The organism is Nocardia sp. NPDC058518, from assembly GCF_042719655.1.
In the GTDB taxonomy this organism is placed as follows: domain Bacteria; phylum Actinomycetota; class Actinomycetes; order Mycobacteriales; family Mycobacteriaceae; genus Nocardia.
Genome location: NZ_JBHXNJ010000004.1, coordinates 108,466 through 129,118, shown reverse-complemented (window position 1 = coordinate 129,118; position 20,653 = coordinate 108,466). Strand labels below are relative to the sequence as shown.

Genomic DNA, 20,653 nt, shown 5'->3' with positions numbered 1-20,653 from the left:
ATTGGAGTTCGATCTATGAAGTTTGTCGTCCCCGGCCTGGTCAGCGGCCTGGCCGGCGCGGTCATCGGGGTGATTGCCGTACTCGGCATCACCGCGGGCGCGCAACAGAATTCGATCCCGGCGCCCGAGGAGTCCGGTGACCCGGGCTCGTCGCTGCTCGGCAACGTGCAGTACGGCTCGCGATGAGCAACGTACGCAGGCTCATCGCCTGCATCCTCGTCGGTCTCGGCGCGCTGCTGCTCGCGGCCGCCGTCATGATCCCCACCTACACGGTCGGCAAGGTCGCCAAGACCCCGCTCGATCTGCGCATCACCACGATCGCCAAGAGCGTGCCCGGCGAGGAAAGCCTCGTGCTGGACGCGAAGTCGCTCACCGCGACCGAGGGCGCTGCCAAGGTGAACACCAATGTGCCGCTCGTTTCACAGCGCTTCCTGACGGTCGAGGAGCCCTCGGGCGCCGACGAGATGACCGTCCAGGCCGGCCAGACCCTGCGTCGCGACGACCAGGACCCCAAGGACGGCCTGCTCACCGCCTCGGTCGACCGCGTCACCATCGACCGCGTCACCGGCGCGCCGATCGACGCCTCGCCCAACGGTTCGATCGCCGTGGCTCAGGACCCCAAGTCGGGCGCCGCGATCCCCACCGAGTCGCAGCGACGCGGCCTGCAGTACCGCTTCCCGATCGGCACCGAGAAGAAGTCGTACCCGTACTTCGACCTCAACGCCCGCGCCACCTACGACATCGATTTCGTCGAGGAGTCGGAGATCAACGGCGTGCCGGTCTACCACTTCCGGCAGAAGATCCCGGTGACGAACATGTGGGACGTCGTCAAGCACCCGTCCCATCAGCTCGCCCTGCCCGCCGCCAAGTGGGGCCTCGAGGGCACCGAGCCGGTCACCATGACCCGCTTCTACACCAACACCCGCGACGTGTGGGTGGAGCCGAGGACCGGCGCGGTCCTCAAGGGTGGCGAGAACCTCCACATGTACTACGGCCGTAGCGCCGAGCAGGTGGACGTCAACATCCTGAAGTCGCACCTCGTCTTCGACGAAGAGACCATCGAGGCCCAGATGGCGGTCACCCAGGAGAGCCTCGACAAGCTCGACCTGTTCGGCAAGACCCTGCCGATCATCCTCGGCATCCTCGCCGCCCTGTTCCTCATCGGCGGTGCGGTCCTCGGATTCCTGAGCTCGGGCTCCACCTCGGGCCGCCCGTTCGATCCCCCGACCGAGCGGATTCGTTCCTCGAACCTGTAAGCCACCTGTCCACAACTCGGCCTCCCCCGGTCCTCAACCCGGGGGAGGCCGAGCTGTTTTCAGGATCGCGACAACTGCCGAACTCGGGCGGCCTCGCGGGTGAGGTGGTCGCGCTCGAGAACGGTGGTGGCTGTGCGGGCCGCTTCGGCGTACAGGGTCGCGGCCTGTTCGAGATCGCCCGCCCGTTCGAGTAGGTAGGCACGGGACGCACTGTGGCGCGGTAGTTCCGGGTCGAGGTCCGCGAGGGCGGCCAGGCCTGCTCGGGGGCCGTCGGCCTCACCGACCGCGACCGCGCGATTCAGGCGCACTACCGGGTTGTCGGTGAGAAGCAGAAGTTCGTCGTACCACTCCACGATCTGTACCCAGTCCGTTTCGGCGGTACTCGGGGCATCCGCGTGCAGGGCGGCGATCGCGGCTTGGGCCTGGTATTCGCCCAGGCGGTCACGGGCCAACGCCGCTTGCAGGATCGTCACGCCTTCGGCGATGAGGTGTGTGTCCCACCGGGATCGGTCCTGTTCGGCGAGCGGAACCAAGCGCCCGCCCTCGGTGCGGGACGCACGGCGGGCGTGGTGCAGCAGCATCAGCGCGAGCAGCCCCGCGACCTCGGGTTCGCCGGTCGATGCGGCGAGCTGGCGGGTGAGGCGGATGGCTTCGGCCGCCAGGTCGATGTCGCCGCTGTAGCCCTCGTTGAAGACGAGGTAGAGCACGCGCAGCACGGTCGTCGGATCGCTGGGACGGTCGAGCGGTAGGCCGGTGATCCGCTTCTTCGCCCGGCTGATCCGTTGCGCCATAGTCGATTCCGGCACCAGGTAGGCCGTCGCGATCTGCCGGGTCGTCAGGCCGCCGACCGCGCGCAAGGTCAGTGCGACGGCCGAGCCGGGAGACAGCGAAGGGTGCGCGCACAGGAAATACAGCCACAGGGTGTCGTCCGTGGCGGGTACGGGTCCGGCTTCCGGCTCGGCATCGACTGCGAATTCCCGCCCCCGCCTGGATGTTTCGGCCCGTGACGCATCGATGAACTTTCGCCAGGCGACGGAGACGAGCCAGCCCTTCGCATCGCGCGGTGGATCCTCGGGCCAGGTTTCCAGCGCCCGGATCAGTGCCTCCTGCACCGCGTCCTCGGCCGCCGCGAACTCGGCCCCGCGGCGGACGAGGATCCCGATCACCGCGGGGACGAGTTCGCGCAGTAGTGCCTCGTTCACTCGGTCACCGTGGGCAACTCCGTGTAGAACGGCCGCAGTTCGAGCCATTCCTGGACCGGCTTCCCACCCGCGCCCGGTGCCGCCGACAGCTCCCCGGCCAGTTCGAGCGCCCGGTCATAGGTCTCGACGTCGATGACCATCCACCCGGCGATCAGGTCCTTGGTCTCCGCGAACGGCCCGTCGGTGACCGGCGGGCGCCCCTCGCCGTCCGAGCGGACCCACGTGCCCTGTGTGGACAGGGCCTGACCGTCGACGAACTCGCCGGTCGATCGCAGCCGATCGGCGAAATCCACCATGTACTGCACATGCGCGGACACCTCGTCCGGCGTCCACTGATCCATCGGCGCGTCGTTGACCGATGCGGGCGCGCCACGGTAGTGCTTGAGCAGCAGGTACTTGGCCATGATGTTCTCCTCGGTTGGTGTTCTTCGTGGGTTGTACCCCTGGGACGGAGCCGTTCGCGCGTTCTCGACATCCACGGCGAAAGAATTTCGGAGAATTTTTCGCCAGGAGTGAACGGCGCCACCTGCAGGAACAAACGGTCGGGGGTCCATGTTGAGTCAGCAAAGCTCAACTTTGGAAGGGTCGACATGACTTCAGCTCAGAACCTGCCGGTGCTGTTCCTGACCGATCCGATCGTGCTGCCGGGCATGGTCGTGCCCATCGAACTGGACGAATCCGCGCAGGCCGCCATCGACGCCGCGCAGGCAGCCAAAACCGGCTCGGTGCTGGTCGCGCCGCGCCTCGACGAGGGATACGCGTCCTACGGCGTGGTCGCCACCATCGAACAGGTCGGCCGGATGCGCGGTGGCGCGCCCGCGGCCGTGTTGAAGGCCGAGCGCAGGGCGCGGATCGGGCACGGGGTCACCGGGCCGGGGGCCGCGCTGTGGGTGGAGGCCGAGCTCGTCGAGTCGGTCGAACCCGACGAACACACCACTGCGCTCGCCGCCGAGTACAAGAAGCTGGTCGTCGCCGTTCTGCAGCGGCGTGAGGCCTGGCAGATCATCGATATCGTCAACCAGCTCGATGACGTGGAGGCCATCGCCGACACCGCGGGCTACGCGCCGTACCTGTCCGATGAGCAGAAGCGCGAGCTGCTCGAGACCCCCGACGTCGTCGTGCGGCTGACCCGTCAGCTCGAGTGGATCAAGGACCACATCGCCGAGGTGGAGGTCACCGACAAGATCTCCGAAGACGTCCGCGACGGCATGGAGAAGAGCCAGCGCGAGTTCCTGCTGCGCCAGCAGCTCAACGCCATCCGCAAGGAACTCGGCGAGGACGAACCCGACGGCGCCGACGACTACCGCACCCGCGTGGAGAACGCGGACCTGCCCGAGAACGTGCGGGCCGAGGCGCTGCGCGAGGTCGGCCGGCTGGAGCGCGCCAGTGATCAGAGCCCGGAATCGGGCTGGATCCGCACCTGGCTCGACACCGTGCTCGATCTGCCGTGGACGGTGAAAACCGAAGACAGCACCTATGTTTCGGCCGCTCGCGCGGTGCTCGACGCCGATCACCACGGTCTCGACGAGGTGAAGGACCGCATGGTCGAGTACCTGGCCGTGCGATCGCGGCGGGCCGCGCGTGGCCTCGAGGTCGTCGGCGGACGCGGTTCCGGCGCGGTGCTCGTGCTGGTCGGTCCGCCCGGTGTCGGTAAGACCTCGCTGGGCGAGTCGGTCGCAAAAGCACTGGGCCGCAAGTTCGTTCGCGTTGCCCTTGGCGGCGTGCGCGACGAGGCCGAGATCCGTGGCCACCGCCGCACCTACGTCGGCGCGTTGCCGGGCCGGATCGTGCGCGCGGTGAAGGAGGCGGGTTCGATGAATCCCGTTGTCCTGCTGGACGAGATCGACAAGGTCGGCTCCGACTTCCGTGGTGATCCGGCGGCGGCGCTGCTCGAGGTCCTCGACCCCGCGCAGAACCACACCTTCCGCGACCACTACCTCGACCTGGACCTCGACCTGTCGAACGTCCTGTTCATCGCGACCGCCAATGTCATGGACACCATCCCCGGTCCCCTGCTCGACCGCATGGAGCTCATCACCGTCGACGGCTACACCGAGGCCGACAAGGTGGCCATCGCCCGCGACTTCCTGGTCCCCCGCCAGCTGGAGCGCAATGCCCTGACCGCGGAAGAGGTTTCGATCACCGACGCGGCGTTGCGCGAGATCGCGGCGAACTACACCCGCGAGGCGGGCGTGCGTCAAATGGAGCGTCTGGTGGCCAAAGCCTTGCGCAAGGCGGCGACTCGCCTCGTCACGGGCGACCCCGCGAGCGTCGGCGAGAAGGCCGGGCCCGACAACGCCGCACTCGTCGACAAGGGCGAGCTGGGCGGAGGCGCGGTGCTCGGGTACGACCCCGAACTCGGCTACGACAACAACGTCATCGACATCGCCGCCGGTCCGCAGCCGGTCGGTCAGGTGACGAGCCTGGTGGTCGACCTCGACAACCTCACCGACTACCTCGGCCGCCCCCGCTTCACCCCGGATTCGATGGAACGCACCTCGGTGCCCGGTGTGGCGACGGGCCTCGCGGTGACCGGTGCGGGCGGCGATGTGCTCTACATCGAGGCCAACGGCGCAGAGGGCGAGCGTTCCCTCACCCTCACCGGCCAGCTCGGCGATGTCATGAAGGAGTCCGCCCAGATCGCCCTCACCTACGTGCGCTCGCACCTGGAGGAAATCGGCATCGAACCCAAGGTCCTCGATCGCAATATCCACATCCACTTCCCCGCGGGCGCGGTCCCCAAGGACGGCCCATCGGCGGGTGTCACCATGGTCACCGCCCTGGTGTCACTGGCACTGGGCCGCCCGGTCCGCGGCGATGTCGGCATGACCGGCGAGGTCACGCTGAACGGCAGCGTCCTGCCGATCGGCGGCGTGAAACAGAAACTCCTCGCCGCCCAGCGCGCGGGCCTGAAGACCGTCTTCATCCCCGCACGCAACGAACCCGACCTCGACGAGGTCCCGGCAGAGGTCCTTGCCGCACTGAACGTCCGCCCCGTCGCCGACGTGGCAGACATCCTGGCCTACGCCATCGAACCCATCGCCGAACCCGCCGCCGACGGCAAAACCTTCGCCGTCAGCGCCTGATCCGAACTATCGACGGGCCGTGCACAGCTCACTGTGTGCGGCCCGTTGCCTTGTCCGGAGCAACCATCCTCGGCCGCATCGCTCACGATCGCGCGGATCTGATTCGTGCCGCGATTCCCGGCCTACCGGCTGACGGTCGGCGGCAGTACCGGGCCGTCCACGGTGACTACCGCCAGTTGATCGGTGTCGTAGTTGTCCTGGTCGTCGTCGAGGTCGAGGTCGTCGAGGTCGTCGTCGTCGAATTCTTCCGTGTCTTCCTCGGTGGAGGGTGCGAGGTCCTTTTCGACGCGGCGGGTGGTGCCCTGGGCGACCGCGCAGAGGATGGGTTCCTCGCCCTCGGTTTCGGCGTAGACGTCGCAGTGGGTGACGGCCTGGCGGCGGGTGGCGCCGAGGACGGTGGCGTGCACGCGCAGGCGTTCGCCCTGGGCGGGGCGCAGGTAGGTGATGGTGAAGCCGCCGGTGAGGACGTTGGGGCCGAGGACGGTGCCCGCGGCGAAGGTGAGGGCGTTGTCGGCGGCGTAGGCGAGCACCCCGCCGTGCACGAAGCCGAACTGCTGGCCGTGTTCTGGCTGGATATCGATGACGAGCGTGGCTGCGCCATCACCGAATTCGGTGAGCTCGGTGCCGACCAGACGGGCGAACGGCTGCGCGGCGAGCACCTGGCGCGCCAGGTCGAGGTCGAGGGTGGTGGCTTCGGTCGGCATCGGGTGTTCCGTTCTTCGAGCTCAGTCGTGATCGGTTGGCGCGCTACGGATATTGCCACGCCCGGTTACGCCGGATTCTCGGTGCCATGGGGTATGACGGAACTGTGCCCCGGTGGCTCCTGCATGTCGATCTCGACCAATTCCAGGCGGCGGTGGAATTCCGGCGTCGCCCTGAGCTGCGCGGTCAGCCGGTCATCGTCGGCGGCGAAGGTGATCCCGAACAGCCTCGCAAGGTCGTGACCTGCGCGTCTTATCCCGCGAGGGCCTATGGCGTGCATGCGGGCATGGCGTTGAAAATGGCCAAGCGCAAGTGTCCGGAGGGCGTTTTCCTGCCGGTCGACATGGCCGCGTACGAGGTGGCCTCCGAGGAGATCATGGCGACACTCGGCCGGGTGGCGGGTGCGGTCGAGGTCTGGGGGATGGACGAAGCCTTCGTCGCCACCGATGCCGATCCGTGGCACCTCGCCGCCGAAATCCGCACTGCCATCATCGAACTCGGCCTCACCTGTGCGGTCGGCATCGGCGACAACAAACTCACCGCGAAACTCGCCACCGGCTTCGCCAAGTCCGCGGGCAAGACCTCCGCCGAACCCGAACACGACGAGGGCGCGGCCGCCGGGATCTTCGAACTGACCGCCGCCAACTGGACCGAGCTCATGGGCCACCGCCCCACCGACGCGCTCTGGGGCGTGGGCGCCCGCATCGCCAAACGCATGGCCGACCTCGACATCACCACGGTCGCCGACCTGATGGCCGCCGACCGTCACCGCCTGGCCGCCGAATTCGGCCCGAACACCGGCCCCTACCTGTGGGTCCTCGGCCACGGCAAAGGCGACACCGAACTCTCGACCACCCCGCGAGTCCCCGTGGGCCGCAGCAAATCCGAAACCTTCCCGCACGACCTCACCGACCCCGGCGACATCCGCCGCGAGGTCGCCCGCATCGCCACCGAAGTCGCCGAGGAAATGCGCGAACACCACCGCATCAGCACCCGGGTCTCGGTCACCGTCCGCACGAAAACCTTCTACACCCGCAGCAAACAGCAAAAACTCCCCACCCCCACCGACGACATCGCCACCATCGTCGACACCGCCCTCGCGATCATCGCCCGCTTCGACCTCGACCGCCCGGTCCGACTCCTCGGCGTCCGCCTCGAACTACTCCCCCACTGAACTGGCGGCTCAGCAGGGGGAATTGACCGATTCCGGTGTATTCGTGATCATGATGTGTGAGTTCTCGCTCACGTTGTTCGGCTTTCTCTCGAGGTCCACCTGATGCCAGCCCATGCCGATCCCCAGCGCAAACGCCCCAAGCAGGATCGCGCGAAGGAGACACGAGCACGGATTCTCGAGGTGGCCGCTCAGCTGTTCGGTGATCGCGGTATCGCCAACACCTCGACCAACCGGATCGCCGCGGAAGCCGGCATGAGTATCGGCACCCTGTACCGGTATTTCACCGACCGCGAAGAGATCGTCAAGGAGCTCACCGGCAGCCTGTTCGCGCAGGCTGAGGAAAAATACAGTCAGCTGCTCACCATCTCGGTCGTCGACCGACCCCGGCGCGACGCGGTTGCCGAGATCATCCGCATCGGGGTCGAAATCCTGGTAGCCAACGGCCCGCTCGTGCGCGCCCTGTTGGCGGATCTGCAGTTCTACGGCAGTGGTATCCCCGAATTCGAACCCCGCCTGCGAATGGTCATCAAGCTCTACCTCATCCAGTCGCTCGGCCCGACCCATGGCCTCGACGTCGACACCATGGCCTACATCGTGCTCAACGCGGGCTTCTCCACCGCGCTGCGCTCGGTCAAGATGGAAGAAGAGGGCATGGACCGCGATACGGTGATCGACCAGACCGCCGACATGATCGCGCTCTGGATCACCACGCTGGCGCCGGCTGACGCACCCGGACACTGACAGTTGCCGGTGGTCAACCGTCCAAGTGCAGGTACCTCCAAATCGGGGCTCCGAACTCGTATGCTCGGGCGATGGAGTTCTCAGCGATGGTTGCCCGTGAATCCGACGGTGGGATCGTGCTCGCCCGCGAAACGGTGGGGGATGACTTCCTCGGCACCGGGGACGTGACGATCAAGGTCCATTACTCGAGCGCGAATTACAAAGACCTGCTGGCGATTACGCCGCGTGGTGGGGTGGTGCGCAACTACCCGATCGTGCCCGGTATCGACCTCACCGGTGAGGTGGTCTCCTCGGATACCGATGACTTCGCCCCTGGTGATCAGGTGATCGCACACGGCTACGACCTGGGTGTTTCCCGCAACGGCGGCTTCGCCGAATACACCAGGGTGCCTGCCGAGTGGGTGGTGAAGCTCGATGGGCTCGACACCCGCGACGCCGCCACCATCGGCACCGCCGGCTTCACCGCCGCCATGAGCGTGCGGGCCCTGCTCGATCACGGCCTGACCCCCGACGACGGCGCCGTCCTGGTCACCGGCGCGACCGGTGGTGTCGGCACAGTCGCCATCGACATCCTCTCCGGCCTCGGCTTCGAGGTCATCGCCTCCACCGGCAAGACCGACGCCAGCGACCTGCTCGCCGACATCGGCGCCAACGAGGTCATCGGCAGACTCCCCCTCGACCCCGACGCCAAGCCGCGCCCGCTCAACAAGGCCAACTGGGCGTCCGCGGTGGACAGCGTCGGCGGCGCCTCGCTGGCTCACGTCCTCAGCGCCATCGGTTACGGCGGTGCGGTGGCGGCCAGCGGCCTCACCGGTGGCGCCGAACTCCCCACCACCGTGCTGCCGTTCATTCTGCGCGGTGTCAGCCTGCTCGGCATCGACTCGGTCCAGCTCCCGATCGAGAAGCGCCGCGCCCTGTGGACCGCACTGGGCAAAGAGCTTCGTCCGCAACACCTCTCGACCATCGAGTCCTTCACCCCGATCACCGAGGTCGGTACCGTCCTGCAGTCGATCAAGGACGGCACGCACTCCGGCCGCACCGTGATCGGCGTAGCCAACGAGTTCTGAAATTTTCGGTTCCTAGACTGTCCGGGTGGCCCGAAACCGACGTCCGCCGGCAGAAGTCGTCGACGACACTTCGCAGACGCGCCGGATCTATGACGATCTGCGCCGCGCGATCATCACCGGGGAGTACCGCGAAGGCGAGAAACTGCCGGAGGCGCGCCTGGCCGCCATGCTCGGTGCCTCCCGTCTTCCGGTGCGAGAGGCCTTGGCGTTACTCGAGTTCGACGGCATCGTCAGCGCGTTGCCGCGACGCAGCGCGGTTGTGCGTTCCTGGGATACGACCGCGGTGGAGGAACTCTTCGATGTCCGCATCGGCTTGGAACCGCTCGCCGCCCGCCTGGCCGCCGCCCGCATCAGGCAGGGCCACGACAGCTCCCCGTTGCACGCAGCCTTGCGGGAAGCGCGGGAGGCCACCGATTCTCGTGATCCGCTCCGCATCGCGGAGACGAACGCGAGGCTGCACGGCGCCATCGTGGAACTGTCCGGCAACTCGCTGCTCACCCAGCTGATGCGCACCATCCTCGCCCGCATGGCCTGGCTGTTCTTCCTCACCACCGAACGCAACACCGAGCAACAGCGCGACGAACACCAGCACCTGATCGACGCGATCACCTCGGGCGACGAACGACTGGCCGAATACGCCATGCTCAGCCACACCGAAGCGGGCCGCACCCCCACCCTGGCCATCGTCACCGCGCTACGGCACCGTGGTCCCGGCCACTAGGAGCGCCGGGGCAGGGTCGGGTCCGGTTGGGCAAGCAAGTCGCCCGCGGTGAGTGATCCGGCCTGCTTCAACCGGCGCAGGACGGGGGAGAGTTCGAAGCTGTGGACGCCGTTCAGCGCGGCCATCTCGGTGGTCATATAGCGGTACAGCCGCTCGGCGTTCGCGCAGAACACCGTCGCGAACAGGTTGAACGGACCGGTCACCGCGGCGGTATAGGTCGTCTCGTCGTGGTCGGCAATGGCCCGGCCGACCGAATCCAGCTGGGCCGGAGCGACGTTGAGCCAGAGGAAGGCGGCGAGCCCCGAACCGAGCGCGGCAGGGGCGATATCGAGGTCGAAATAGAGGATGCCGCCGTCCTGGAGTGCGGCGACGCGGCGGATGACTCGGCCGAGTGACATGCCCGTCGACCTGGCGAGGACGGCATAGCTGGTGCGTCCGTCCCGGGCGAGCAGGTCGAGCAATGCGTGGTCGCCGGCTTCGAGCTGAATATCGGATCCCGGCGCGTCCGGGGCGCCCACCGGCTGTTGTGCGGTGCAGATGTCGCGGCGGCCGCGCCAGTCGACGGCGCTGCTGCCGACGAAACGGTGGATGATCATCGACGCGGTGATGTCGAGGACCGGTGCACTGCGCTGCAACCGCTGCACCAGCAGATCGTCGCGATCGCTCTGGGTGCGCGGGTGCAGTGAGAACGCGACCTCCGCACCGCCCGCGGCAATGCTGACCCAGGCCACATCGGCGCGCCGCGCCAGCGCCTCGGCCACCTTCACCGCGCCGTCGGGCCTGCACCGCACACGGATCAACCAATCGTTCTCACCCAGTGCGTTGGCATCGATCGACCCGATCACCCGGACAAAACCCTCGCGGCGCAGCCGCCGGTATCGGCGGGCGATCGTCTGCTCTGCGACACCGAGTTCACCGGCGATCCGACTGAACGAAGCACGCGGATCCAGCTGCAGGAAACGCACGATTCGCGCATCCATCGCATCGAGAACCGAGGTTTCTTTCGGGGGAACGCCAGCCATGGTAGGAAATTTACGCCGAGCCCGGATCAGGGCGACTTCATCGCCGTTGCCGACGCAAGATCGACGCCCGACCTTCGGAGTCTTTCGAGAGAGGACAACGGCATATGCGCAAGTGGCTACCGCTGCTGACTATCTGCCTCGGCACTTTCATGCTGCTGATCGACGTCACCATCGTGAACGTCGCACTACCCGAGATAGCAGGTGATCTCGACGCTTCGTTCAGCTCACTGCAGTGGGTCGTCAACGCCTACGCGCTGGCGATGGCCGCGCTCCTGCTCGGTGCGGGTTCGATCGCCGACCTGGTCGGGCACCGGCGAATCTACGTCGGCGGTCTGATCCTGTTCGCCGTCTCATCGCTGATCTGCGGTATCTCACCGAATCCCTCGGTGCTGATCGTCGCTCGCGTCGTGCAGGGTATCGGGGCGGCCGCGATGGCCGCGACCACCTTTCCGCTGCTGAACGGCTCGTACTCGGGCCGTGATCGTGGCGTCGCCTACGGCATGTGGGGTGCGATCGCGGGCGCGTCGTCGGCCGTCGGGCCGATCCTCGGCGGCATCCTCACCGAGGCGGCGTCGTGGCGGTGGATCTTCTTCGTGAACCTGCCGCTCAGCATCATCGCGATCGTTCTGTGTGTCGTGGCGCTGCGTGACATGACCGAAACCCACAGTGCCCGTATCGATGTGGCAGGCATGGCCGCCTTCGCGGTGGCCGCCGCGTCGGCGACCTACGCGTTGATCCGGGCCAACGAGCACAGCTGGTCGGATACCGGGACCCGGTCGATGTTGCTGGTCGCGGCCGTCGCGCTCGCCGCGTTCGTGGTGATCGAGCGCCGTTCTGCGCAGCCGATGTTCGATCTCGCGCTGCTTCGGGAACGGTCGTTTGTCGGCGTGCTGGTCGCGGCGGTGACGTTGTTCCTGGCAGCGTTCGCGGCACTGATGTACACCTCGATCTGGCTGCAGTCGGTGGGCGGTATGAGCCCGATCGAGGCCGGATTGGTCGGGCTGCCGCTGTCGATCATGGCGTTTCTGGTGTCCGGCGCGTTCGGCCGCTTTCTGCACGGCGCCAATCCCGGGCGGATCATCGGGAGCGGACTGCTCATGGTGGGTATCGGCGGTTTGCTCGGCGGCGTCTTCGTCCGTGACGACGCAGGCTGGCTTGCCCTCGTTCCCGGATACATCGCGATCGGTGCCGGTGTTGGACTCTCCACGGCCACCTTGGGTTCCGCGGCGATGGGAGCCGTCGCGCCACACCGTGGCGGCATGGCGACGGGCGCGGTCAACACCGCGCAGCAACTCGGGATGGCGTTCGGAATCGCGGCGCTCGGCAGTGTGTTCACCGCACGTGCGAAGGACGTCCTCGGCGCCCGGGCCGTGCCGGATATCGACAGCGCGGCGCGCGCGATCGCGGGTGGACGATCGTCGGTGCTGACAGCCGATGCCCCCGAGCAACTGCGGCCCGCGCTCCAGGAAGCGATATACGCCGCGGCGGTATCCGGCGTCCAAGGCACGCTGATCGCCTCGGGTCTGGTCGGTCTGCTCGGTGGCGTGCTGACGTTGGTATTGATTCGGCCGACTCACCTGTCGGGTACCGAGGAAGCCCCGAATGCGGAGGTCATGAAAGAGGTGGCGGGAGCATAGCCGCAGCCGATGGCGCCGCCCTGCAACGGGCGGCACCATCGTCCGAGGTCGACGGATAGGGGACTTCTTTCAGACGGCCGCCGGGATCACCGGGTCGTCGGCGAACTGGGTTCGGTAGAGCTCGGCGTAGCGGCCGTCGGCGTTGAGGAGGGTGGAGTGGGTGCCGCGCTCGATGATGCGGCCGTCTTCGAGGACCAGGATCTGGTCGGCGGCGCGGATCGTGGAGAGGCGGTGTGCGATGACCAGGGCGGTGCGGCCGGTCAGGGCTTCGGTGAGGGCCTCCTGGACGGCGGCTTCGGAGGTGGAATCGAGCGAGGCGGTCGCCTCGTCGAGGATCACCACCCGTGGTTGCTTGAGGAGCAGGCGGGCGATGGTGAGGCGTTGGCGTTCGCCGCCGGAGAGGCGGTAACCGCGTTCGCCGACGACGGTGTCGAGACCGTCGGCGAGCGAGTCGACCAGGTCGCCGAGGCGGGCGCGGCCGAGGGCGTCCCACAGTTGTTCCTCGGTGGCTTCCGGCCGGGCGAGCAGGAGGTTCGCGCGGATGGTGTCGTGGAACAGGTGGCCGTCCTGGGTGACAAGGCCGACGGTGCGCTGGATGGATTCGGTGGTCAGGTCGCGCACGTCGGAGCCGTTGAGGCGCACCGCGCCGGAGTCGACATCGTAGAGACGGGAAACCAGCTGGGCGATAGTGGATTTGCCCGCACCGGAGGAGCCGACCAAGGCGATGAGCTGGCCGGGTTCCGCGCGCAGTGACACGTCGTGCAGCACCTCGACGCCGCCACGGCTGTCCAGGGTCGCGACGTCTTCCAGCGAAGCGAGCGAGACCTTGTCGGCCGACGGGTAACCGAAGTTCACCGCGTCCAGTTCCACCGCGACGGGGCCGTCGGGCACCGGGGTGGCGTCCGGAGCGTCTTCGATCAGCGGCTTCAGGTCGAGCACCTCGAAGACGCGCTCGAAACTCACCAGGGCCGACATGATCTCCAGGCGGGCGCTGGCCAGCGCGGTGAGCGGGGTGTAGAGGCGGGTGAGCAGCAGTGAGAGCGCGACGACCGAGCCCGCGTCGAGACTGCCCTTCAGCGCGTACCAGCCGCCGAGGCCGTAGACCAGGGCGAGCGCGAGCGCGGAGACCAGGGTGAGCGAGGTGACGAAGGTGGTCTGCAGCATGGCGGTACGCACGCCGATGTCACGCACGCGGGTGGCGCGCACCGCGAACTCCGACGACTCCTGCTTCGGCCTGCCGAACAGCTTCACCAGGGTGGCGCCCGGCGCGGAGAAACGCTCGGTCATCTGGGTGCTCATGGCGGCGTTGAGCTGGGCGGCTTCGCGCTGCATGGCGGCGAGTTTGTTGCCCGCGCGCCGGGCCGGGATGACGAACACGGGCAGCAGCACGAGGGCGAGCAGGGTGATCTGCCAGGAGATGCTGAGCATCACCGCGAGCGTGAGCAGCAGGGTGACGAGGTTGGTGATCACGCCGGAGAGGGTGTCGCTGAACGCGCGCTGCGCACCGATCACATCGCTGTTGAGCCTGCTCACCAGCGCGCCGGTCCTGGTGCGGGTGAAGAACGCCACCGGCATCTTCTGCACGTGATCGAACACCGCGGTGCGCAGATCGAGGATCAGACCCTCACCGATGCGCGCCGACAGCCAGCGGATGGCGATGCCGAGGGCGGCGTCGAGCACCGCGAGACCGGCGATGGCGAGTGCGAGCAGCACGACGGTCCGCGGCGCCGAACCATCGACGATCCCGTTGACAACGCGCCCCGCCAGCACCGGGGTAGCCACACCCAGCACCGCGGCCACCACGCTGAGCAGCAGGAACCCGCCGATCCGCCGCCGATGGTGCTCAGCGAACCGCAGAATCCGCCGTGCCGTCACCATGCTGAACGGGCGCTGCTCCTCCGGCGCGTTCACGCGCCGGTACATCTGGCTGTAGGCCACGGATTCGATACTCACTGCACTCTCCTCAAGGCTTCGGAGCCCATTGAACTCCTGCCCACCGACACTAAAACCTCAACAAAGGTTGATCGCAAATGCTTTCCGCTGACTCCCGGTTCCGCGCACAGCGAAACCGGCCGCCGAATCACAACCGACGGCGGTCGCTCGGACGGCTGACCGGATCTGCCCGGCCACGCGAATAGGCTGGTTTCCGTGGACGACGACCGGAGCGCTGAACTGCTGGCGGACGCACTGCGCAGGCGGGTCGGCTGCCCCGTCGACGCGTCGGTGCGCAGGCGCGTCGAGTACTCCGCCGACGCGTCCAACTACCGCGTCCGGCCCGCCATGGTGGTGTTCGCGCGCGCCGAGGACGACGTCGCAGCCACGGTGACCTTCGCGCGCGAGAACGGGCTCTCGATCACCGCTCGCGGCGCGGGCACCTCGGTCGCCGGCAATGCCATCGGACCCGGCATCGTGCTGGATTTCAGCAGGCACATGAACGCGGTGCGCGCGGTCGACGCCGAGGCGCGAACGGCGACCGTGCAGCCGGGGGTGGTGCTCTCGGATCTGCAACGGCGGCTGCGCCCGCACGGGTTGCGGTTCGGGCCGGATCCGTCGACGCAGGACCGCTGCACGCTGGGCGGGATGATCGGCAACAATGCGTGCGGACCGCACGCACTGGCCTGGGGGCGTACCTCCGATACGGTGCGTGAGCTGCGCATTCTCGATGGCACAGGGGAGCGGCGAACACTGGGTGCCGACCTGACGGCGGTGCCCGGCCTGGCGAAGTTCACCACCACGAACCTGGCTGTGCTTCGCACCGAATTGGGACGCTTCGATCGTCAGGCATCCGGCTACGGCCTCGAACACCTGCTGCCGGAACGTGGTTCGTCGGCAGCGAAGGCGTTCGTCGGTTCCGAAGGCACCTGTGGACTACTCCTGGAAGCCGAGGTCGCGCTCACGCCCGTGCCTGCCGCGACCGTGCTCACGGTGCTCGGATACCCCGATATCGCCTCGGCCGCCGACGATATCGCCGCGGTGACCGCATGCGCGCCGATCGCGGTGGAGGGTATCGATGCCGGACTCGTCGACGTGGTCCGCGCACATCGGGGGACGGTGCCCGAGTTGCCGCGAGGCCGCGGATGGTTGTTCGTCGAGACCGCGGGAGCGACCCCGGCCGAGGCGCTGGCGGTGGCCCGGCGTCTGTGCTCGGAGAGCAACGCCGATGACCACCGGATCGTCACCGATCCCGTTGCCACCGCGGCACTCTGGCGCATCCGTGCCGACGGCGCCGGTCTGGCCGGGAGAACCCCCGACGGGAAACCGGCGTGGCCCGGATGGGAGGACGCCGCTGTTCCGCCGGAGAATCTGGGGGCATATCTCCGCGAATTCGCCGCGCTCACCAGCGAATACGACGTGAGCGGCCTGCTGTACGGACACATCGGCGACGGCTGCATCCACGTCCGCCTCGACTTCCCGATCACCGACGCGCCACGGCGATTCCGCACCTTCCTCTTCGACGCCGCCGAACTCGTTGTGCGTCATGGCGGATCGCTGTCGGGCGAACACGGTGACGGCCGCGCCAGATCCGAACTGCTCGAGGTCATGTACTCACCGGCCGCGCGTGCGGCCTTCGCGGGCTTCAAGTCCCTGTTCGATCCCGGCAACATCCTCAACCCCGGCGTCCTCGTCGCCCCGAACCCCGTCGACGCCGACCTGCGAGTAGCTGCTCTCGCGCCGGTCCCATCGCGCGGTTTCGCCCTGTCCACAGACTCCGGCGATTTATCCACAGCTGTGCACAGATGTGTAGGAATCGGCAAGTGCCGTGCGGACACTCGTGGTTCCGGCGGCTTCATGTGCCCCTCGTATCTGGCCACCGCCGACGAGAAGGACACCACGCGCGCCCGCGCCAGAGTGCTCCAGGAAGTGGTGCGCGGCGAACTCGACTGGCGCGCACCAGCAGTCGAGGAATCCCTCGACCTCTGCCTGTCCTGCAAGGCCTGCGCCTCCGACTGCCCCGCGGGCGTCGACATGGCCACCTACAAATCCGAGGCGCTGTACCGCCGCTACCGAGGACGCCTACGCCCCCTCGATCACTATGTCCTCGGCCGACTCCCACGCTGGCTCGCCATCGCCCAACACTTCCCGCGCCTCGCCAACGCCGTCGCCGCCCGCCCCCACCTACGCCGAGTGGGCATGCGTCTGGCCGGAATAGACCCGAGACGAGAAGCGCCGCGACTCGCCCCGAAATCGTTCCGCCGCCGATGGTCTGACGACAGAGCGGGTACCAGCGAGTCATCGGCTCCCGAAGTCATGCTGTGGATCGACAGCTTCACCGACAGTTTCGACCCCGAAAACGCGATAGCCGCGATACAACTGATCGAACAACTCGGCTACCGCGTCCGCACCCCGAAAGAGCACGTGTGCTGCGGTCTCACCTGGATCAGCACCGGCCAGCTCGACGGCGCCCGCGCCCGACTGCGCGCCACCCTCGACGCACTGGCCGAGCACGTGGCAGCGGGTGGCCCGATCGTCGGCCTCGAGCCCTCCTGCACCGCCACGCTGCGCGCCGACCTGCCCGAACTACTCCCCGGCGATCCACGAGCGAAGCAGGTCGCGGCCTCGGTGCGCACCCTCGCCGAGTTCCTGCTGGAGCACCCCACGTGGCAACCACCCCAGCGCCCGCACGACACCGTTGTCGTCCAACCGCACTGCCACCAGCACGCCGTGGGCGGCTTCGACGCCGAACGCCGAATCCTGGCCGCGATGGGCGTCACCGTCCAGGAACTGGCAGGGTGCTGCGGCCTGGCAGGCAACTTCGGCATGCAACGAGGCCACTACGACGTCTCGGTCGCGGTAGCCGAGAACGCGCTACTCCCAGCGCTGAGAAATGCCCCACCGAACGCGATCTTCCTGGCCGACGGCTTCTCCTGCCGCACCCAAGCCGACCAACTCGCAGGCACCCCCGGCCTGCATCTGGCCAGGTACCTACTCGATCGCCCGACCGGACCGGCTGTCAGTTGACGCCGATCACAGGCGCACAATGGTCGGGTGCGTGATCAGACCCTGGACCCGGACCTGGTCTCGGCCGGTCTGTCCAGGACCGTCCGGTCGAGCAGGCCCTTCGACGTCGGCATCACCGTCTCGCCGCTGCGCCGCGGCGGTGGCGACCCCTGCCACCACGTCGGCCCCGACGGCGCCCACTGGCACGCCTCGCGCATGTCGACCGGCGTGGTCACCTATCGCCTGACCCAGGACGGCCGCGATGGCGCGAGCGCCCGGGCCTGGGGACCGGGAGCCGACGAATTCCTGGCCGGCCTCGACCACATGCTCTGTCTCGAGGAAAACCTCGACGACTTTGCCCCGGAGCATCCCAAGCTCGTCGAAGCCCATCGCACGGTCCCCGGCCTGCGGATGCTGAAGACGGGGCTGGTGATGGAGTCGCTGATCCCGGCCATCCTCGAACAGAAGGTGCACACGAAGTCCTCGTTCGCGGCCTGGCGCACCCTGGTCCGCGAGTTCGGGACGAAGGCCCCTGGCCCGGCACCGACCGGCCTGATGGTGGCACCGGACGCCGACACCTGGCGGCTGATCCCGTCGTGGAAATACCACCGGGCCAATGTCGGCCCGCAGCGCGCGCAGACCATCGTGCGCGCAGCAAGAGTCGCCGACTCGATCGAACGCACCGCCACCCTCGACCCGGCCGAAGCCGCGCGACGTTTGCGCAGCCTGCCCGGCATCGGGGTATGGACGGTGGCCGAGACCGCGCAACGCGCCTTCGGCGACGCCGATGCCCTCTCGGTCGGCGACTACCACCTCGCCGCCGTTGTCGGCTGGAGCCTGCTCGGCCACCCGATCGACGACGACGCGATGATCGAATACCTGCGGCCGCTACAACCCCACCGCTACCGCGCGGTGCGACTGCTCGGACTGAGCGGGCAGGCGCGCAAACCGAAATTCGGCCCGCGCGACCCGATCACCGATCATCGCCACCACTGAGGCGCGCTGCGGCTAACGCGTCGCGCGCGCGTCGAGTACGCAGCGGCCCGCTTCGACGAGAGTGTTGCGCGCCCGCCTGCGCACCCGGCACTCTTCGACGGTGCAGTCGAGGTGTAGTTGCATTGCGGCATGGGCTTGTTCGGGCTCCATCGGGCCCGGGTCGGTGGAGCAACTCAGCAGTGCTGTGGCGACGCGCATGTTCACTTCGCTCAATTGCATGAACCAAGCACAGCACGCAAACACCCGGCTAACGGTGAGTACACGCGCGATCGGATAGATTTACCTCGAATTCCCAGCACGACATCCAAGGGGGAGTGCAGGATTCCCCACAGTGGACGAATTCCACCGTCGCCGCGGGGCTCGGAGCGGATGGCGGGTGTGCGACACAGAAGGAGCGGGGCTGTGGCATCGAACGGAACGTACGGGCACGCGGGTGCCTCCTCGACTCTGCCGCGCCGCCAGCTCGGCCGCTACCTGCGTGACTGGCGCACCCAGGCCGGGCTCACCATCGCCGAGGCGGCCAGGCTGATGGAGTGGGGCGCCAGCACCCTCCAGCGACTGGAGAAGGGGCAGGCCGACCGCATCCGGACCATCGACATCCACGAACTGTGCCGGATCTACGGCATTCCCGAGGATCTCGCCGATGGCCTCGCCGGGCTCGCGCAGCAGGCCGCGGTCAAGAGCTGGTGGCACGCCTACGGCGACCTGATTCCCGAAAACTTCGATATCTATGTGGGTTTGGAGGCATCGGCGCATCGGTTGCGCGCCTATCAGTCCGAGCTGGTTCCCGGACTGCTCCAGACCGCGGAATACGCACGGGCACTGAATCATCTGGGTTTTCCCAAGGATTCGGTCGACGAGCTCGATCGCCGCGTCGCGCTGCGGCTGCAACGCCAGGCATTGATCACCCGCAAGCATTCGCCCGCCGAGATGGATGTGGTTCTGCACGAATCGGTATTGCGTAGCGTCGTCGGTGATGCAAAGGTGATGGCTGCGCAGTTGCGACACCTTGCCGACGCGAGTACTCGAAGTAACGTGTCACTGCGCATCCTGTCGTTTGCCGCCGGTGTTCCACTCGGAGTCTCTACCGGACCTTTCACGGTTCTCGAGTTCGGCACCGACAGCAAGGGGAAACCGGTCGAACCGCCGGTGGTGTACGCCGAAGGCTTTACCGGCGACCTCTACCTGGAACGACACGCAGATGTTCGAAGGTACGACCAGGCTCACGAATGCCTCCAGCGTCATGCGCTGGATATCCCACCGAGTAGAGACCTGTTGCGGCAGGTCGCGAAGGAGTATGTGGCATGAGTTTCGATCTCGTCGACGCACACTGGTTCAAGAGCACTCGTAGTGGTGCGGGCAAGGATTGCGTCGAAGTTGCTTTCCTGTTCGGCGGGCATGTCGGGGTGCGCGACAGCAAGAATCCCGCAGGCCCCGCCCTGGTCTTCGACGGCGCGAGCTGGGACGACTTCACCCGCGGCATCGACACCGGCGCGTTCGCGTGAACACCAAGCGCGACATCGACACCACCGGAGCCACCTGGCTGCGGGCGGGCTCTACCGACGGCAGCGTGGAGGTCGCCATGCTGGCCGAGGGGTACGTAGCCCTGCGCGACAGCAAGAATCCCGAGGGTCCGGTGCTGATCTTCACCCCGAGTGAATGGACCGCGTTCACCGCGGGCGTGCACGACGGCGAGTTCGATCGTCCTTGATCACGCTAGATCACAGAACGATAGATATTCGGCATACACCGAGGTTTGATGCGGAGCCGGGTCGGGTAGCCCAGGTATATGGACCGAGGGTTGAAGAAAATGCCGCCCCGGTACCGGAGGCTAGCGCCTGAGGACGGGGTGGAACGCCTGATCGTGATCCTGCTGTTCGCGGTATCGGCGATCGGAATCTACGTACTCACCAGCTCTTTGCTGTCGGCGCTGTTCATCGGATTACTGGTCGGATTAGTCGCTGTGGGGACTGTAGCTGTCTTGTAGGCAGCAGACGCGGGGGGGGGGGGGGGGCCCCCCCCCCCCCCCACCCGCCCCCCCCCCCCACAAAATTGATGGGCCAGCCCACGCGGGGGGGCGGAGAACAACACACCCCAGTGTGTAGTGGAGA

General features: G+C 67.5%; 19 protein-coding genes and 1 pseudogene. 14 read left to right on the top strand and 6 right to left on the bottom strand.

Going from position 1 to position 20,653, the window contains the following annotated elements:
- Positions 1–15: 15 nt before the first annotated feature.
- Both ACFWPX_RS09640 and ACFWPX_RS09635 read left to right on the top strand, forming a co-directional pair.
- Positions 16–186: a DUF2613 domain-containing protein gene (locus tag ACFWPX_RS09640; protein ID WP_082844323.1), complete on the top strand. Its 171-nt coding sequence runs from the start codon at positions 16–18 to the stop codon at positions 184–186.
- Positions 183–1,256 (top strand): DUF3068 domain-containing protein, encoded by a 1,074-nt coding sequence (locus tag ACFWPX_RS09635; protein ID WP_378927041.1) that lies wholly within the window; start codon positions 183–185, stop codon positions 1,254–1,256. The genes ACFWPX_RS09640 and ACFWPX_RS09635 overlap by 4 nt, the downstream gene beginning before the upstream one ends.
- A 59-nt stretch (positions 1,257–1,315) precedes the next feature.
- On the opposite strand, the gene ACFWPX_RS09630 is transcribed toward ACFWPX_RS09635, so the two are convergent.
- Together ACFWPX_RS09630 and ACFWPX_RS09625 are read right to left on the bottom strand one after the other, a co-directional pair.
- Entirely contained in the window at positions 1,316–2,458 is a 1,143-nt protein-coding gene (locus ACFWPX_RS09630) for an RNA polymerase sigma factor (protein ID WP_378927040.1), read from the bottom strand.
- Entirely contained in the window at positions 2,455–2,862 is a 408-nt protein-coding gene (locus ACFWPX_RS09625) for a YciI family protein (protein WP_378927039.1), read from the bottom strand. The genes ACFWPX_RS09630 and ACFWPX_RS09625 overlap by 4 nt, the downstream gene beginning before the upstream one ends.
- A gap of 186 nt (positions 2,863–3,048) precedes the next feature.
- Between ACFWPX_RS09625 and lon the strand changes: the two genes are divergently transcribed.
- Positions 3,049–5,544 carry an endopeptidase La gene (gene lon / locus ACFWPX_RS09620; protein ID WP_378927038.1) on the top strand — a complete coding sequence of 832 codons (2,496 nt, stop codon included), beginning with the start codon at positions 3,049–3,051 and terminating at the stop codon, positions 5,542–5,544.
- A gap of 296 nt (positions 5,545–5,840) precedes the next feature.
- Here the strand turns inward: lon and ACFWPX_RS09615 are convergent.
- Positions 5,841–6,248, bottom strand: a pseudogene (locus tag ACFWPX_RS09615) (PaaI family thioesterase); the annotation flags it as partial.
- Positions 6,249–6,352: 104 nt separating this feature from the next.
- On the opposite strand from ACFWPX_RS09615, the gene ACFWPX_RS09610 reads away from it, so the two are divergent.
- The 4 genes from ACFWPX_RS09610 to ACFWPX_RS09595 all read left to right on the top strand — a co-directional run bounded on the left by ACFWPX_RS09610 (position 6,353) and on the right by ACFWPX_RS09595 (position 9,949).
- Complete coding sequence (locus tag ACFWPX_RS09610) at positions 6,353–7,420, top strand: DNA polymerase IV (protein ID WP_378927037.1); 1,068 nt, start codon at positions 6,353–6,355, stop codon at positions 7,418–7,420.
- 102 nt (positions 7,421–7,522) lie between these two features.
- On the top strand, positions 7,523–8,161 hold the full coding sequence (locus ACFWPX_RS09605) for a TetR/AcrR family transcriptional regulator (RefSeq protein WP_378915957.1): 639 nt from the start codon (positions 7,523–7,525) through the stop codon (positions 8,159–8,161).
- A 71-nt stretch (positions 8,162–8,232) separates the two neighbouring features.
- Positions 8,233–9,228 (top strand): acryloyl-CoA reductase, encoded by a 996-nt coding sequence (locus ACFWPX_RS09600; RefSeq protein WP_378915960.1) that lies wholly within the window; start codon positions 8,233–8,235, stop codon positions 9,226–9,228.
- Positions 9,229–9,253: 25 nt separating this feature from the next.
- Positions 9,254–9,949, top strand: a complete 696-nt coding sequence (locus tag ACFWPX_RS09595; RefSeq protein WP_378915963.1) for a GntR family transcriptional regulator — start codon at positions 9,254–9,256, stop codon at positions 9,947–9,949.
- Here ACFWPX_RS09595 and ACFWPX_RS09590 read toward each other — a convergent pair.
- Positions 9,946–10,971: an Lrp/AsnC family transcriptional regulator gene (locus ACFWPX_RS09590; protein WP_378915966.1), complete on the bottom strand. Its 1,026-nt coding sequence runs from the start codon at positions 10,969–10,971 to the stop codon at positions 9,946–9,948. The two genes, ACFWPX_RS09595 and ACFWPX_RS09590, sit on opposite strands and share 4 nt — an antisense overlap.
- A gap of 104 nt (positions 10,972–11,075) precedes the next feature.
- Between ACFWPX_RS09590 and ACFWPX_RS09585 the strand changes: the two genes are divergently transcribed.
- Positions 11,076–12,608, top strand: a complete 1,533-nt coding sequence (locus ACFWPX_RS09585; RefSeq protein ID WP_378927036.1) for an MFS transporter — start codon at positions 11,076–11,078, stop codon at positions 12,606–12,608.
- A gap of 69 nt (positions 12,609–12,677) precedes the next feature.
- On the opposite strand, the gene ACFWPX_RS09580 is transcribed toward ACFWPX_RS09585, so the two are convergent.
- The gene (locus tag ACFWPX_RS09580) at positions 12,678–14,561 is read right to left on the bottom strand and encodes an ABC transporter ATP-binding protein (RefSeq protein WP_378927034.1); all 1,884 of its coding nucleotides are present in this window, start codon (positions 14,559–14,561) and stop codon (positions 12,678–12,680) included.
- 195 nt (positions 14,562–14,756) lie between these two features.
- Here ACFWPX_RS09580 and ACFWPX_RS09575 point away from each other — a divergent pair, with 195 nt between their 5' ends.
- A complete protein-coding gene (locus ACFWPX_RS09575; RefSeq protein ID WP_378927033.1) occupies positions 14,757–17,567 on the top strand; it encodes an FAD-binding and (Fe-S)-binding domain-containing protein in 2,811 nt (936 codons plus the stop codon).
- 27 nt (positions 17,568–17,594) lie between these two features.
- Positions 17,595–18,542, top strand: a complete 948-nt coding sequence (locus tag ACFWPX_RS09570) for a DNA-3-methyladenine glycosylase family protein (RefSeq protein ID WP_378927032.1) — start codon at positions 17,595–17,597, stop codon at positions 18,540–18,542.
- A 12-nt stretch (positions 18,543–18,554) separates the two neighbouring features.
- Here ACFWPX_RS09570 and ACFWPX_RS09565 read toward each other — a convergent pair whose 3' ends face one another.
- On the bottom strand, positions 18,555–18,761 hold the full coding sequence (locus ACFWPX_RS09565) for a hypothetical protein (protein ID WP_056824023.1): 207 nt from the start codon (positions 18,759–18,761) through the stop codon (positions 18,555–18,557).
- Between the two features lie 183 nt (positions 18,762–18,944).
- Between ACFWPX_RS09565 and ACFWPX_RS09560 the strand changes: the two genes are divergently transcribed.
- The 4 genes from ACFWPX_RS09560 (at position 18,945) to ACFWPX_RS09545 (ending at position 20,529) form a co-directional block, all read left to right on the top strand.
- Positions 18,945–19,850: a helix-turn-helix domain-containing protein gene (locus ACFWPX_RS09560; protein WP_378915979.1), complete on the top strand. Its 906-nt coding sequence runs from the start codon at positions 18,945–18,947 to the stop codon at positions 19,848–19,850.
- Positions 19,847–20,047: a DUF397 domain-containing protein gene (locus tag ACFWPX_RS09555; protein ID WP_056824017.1), complete on the top strand. Its 201-nt coding sequence runs from the start codon at positions 19,847–19,849 to the stop codon at positions 20,045–20,047. Before ACFWPX_RS09560 ends, ACFWPX_RS09555 begins: the two co-directional genes overlap by 4 nt.
- On the top strand, positions 20,044–20,253 hold the full coding sequence (locus ACFWPX_RS09550) for a DUF397 domain-containing protein (RefSeq protein WP_378915981.1): 210 nt from the start codon (positions 20,044–20,046) through the stop codon (positions 20,251–20,253). Before ACFWPX_RS09555 ends, ACFWPX_RS09550 begins: the two co-directional genes overlap by 4 nt.
- Positions 20,254–20,391: 138 nt before the next feature.
- Complete coding sequence (locus tag ACFWPX_RS09545) at positions 20,392–20,529, top strand: hypothetical protein (RefSeq protein ID WP_240505140.1); 138 nt, start codon at positions 20,392–20,394, stop codon at positions 20,527–20,529.
- The last annotated feature ends 124 nt before the right edge of the window (positions 20,530–20,653 follow it).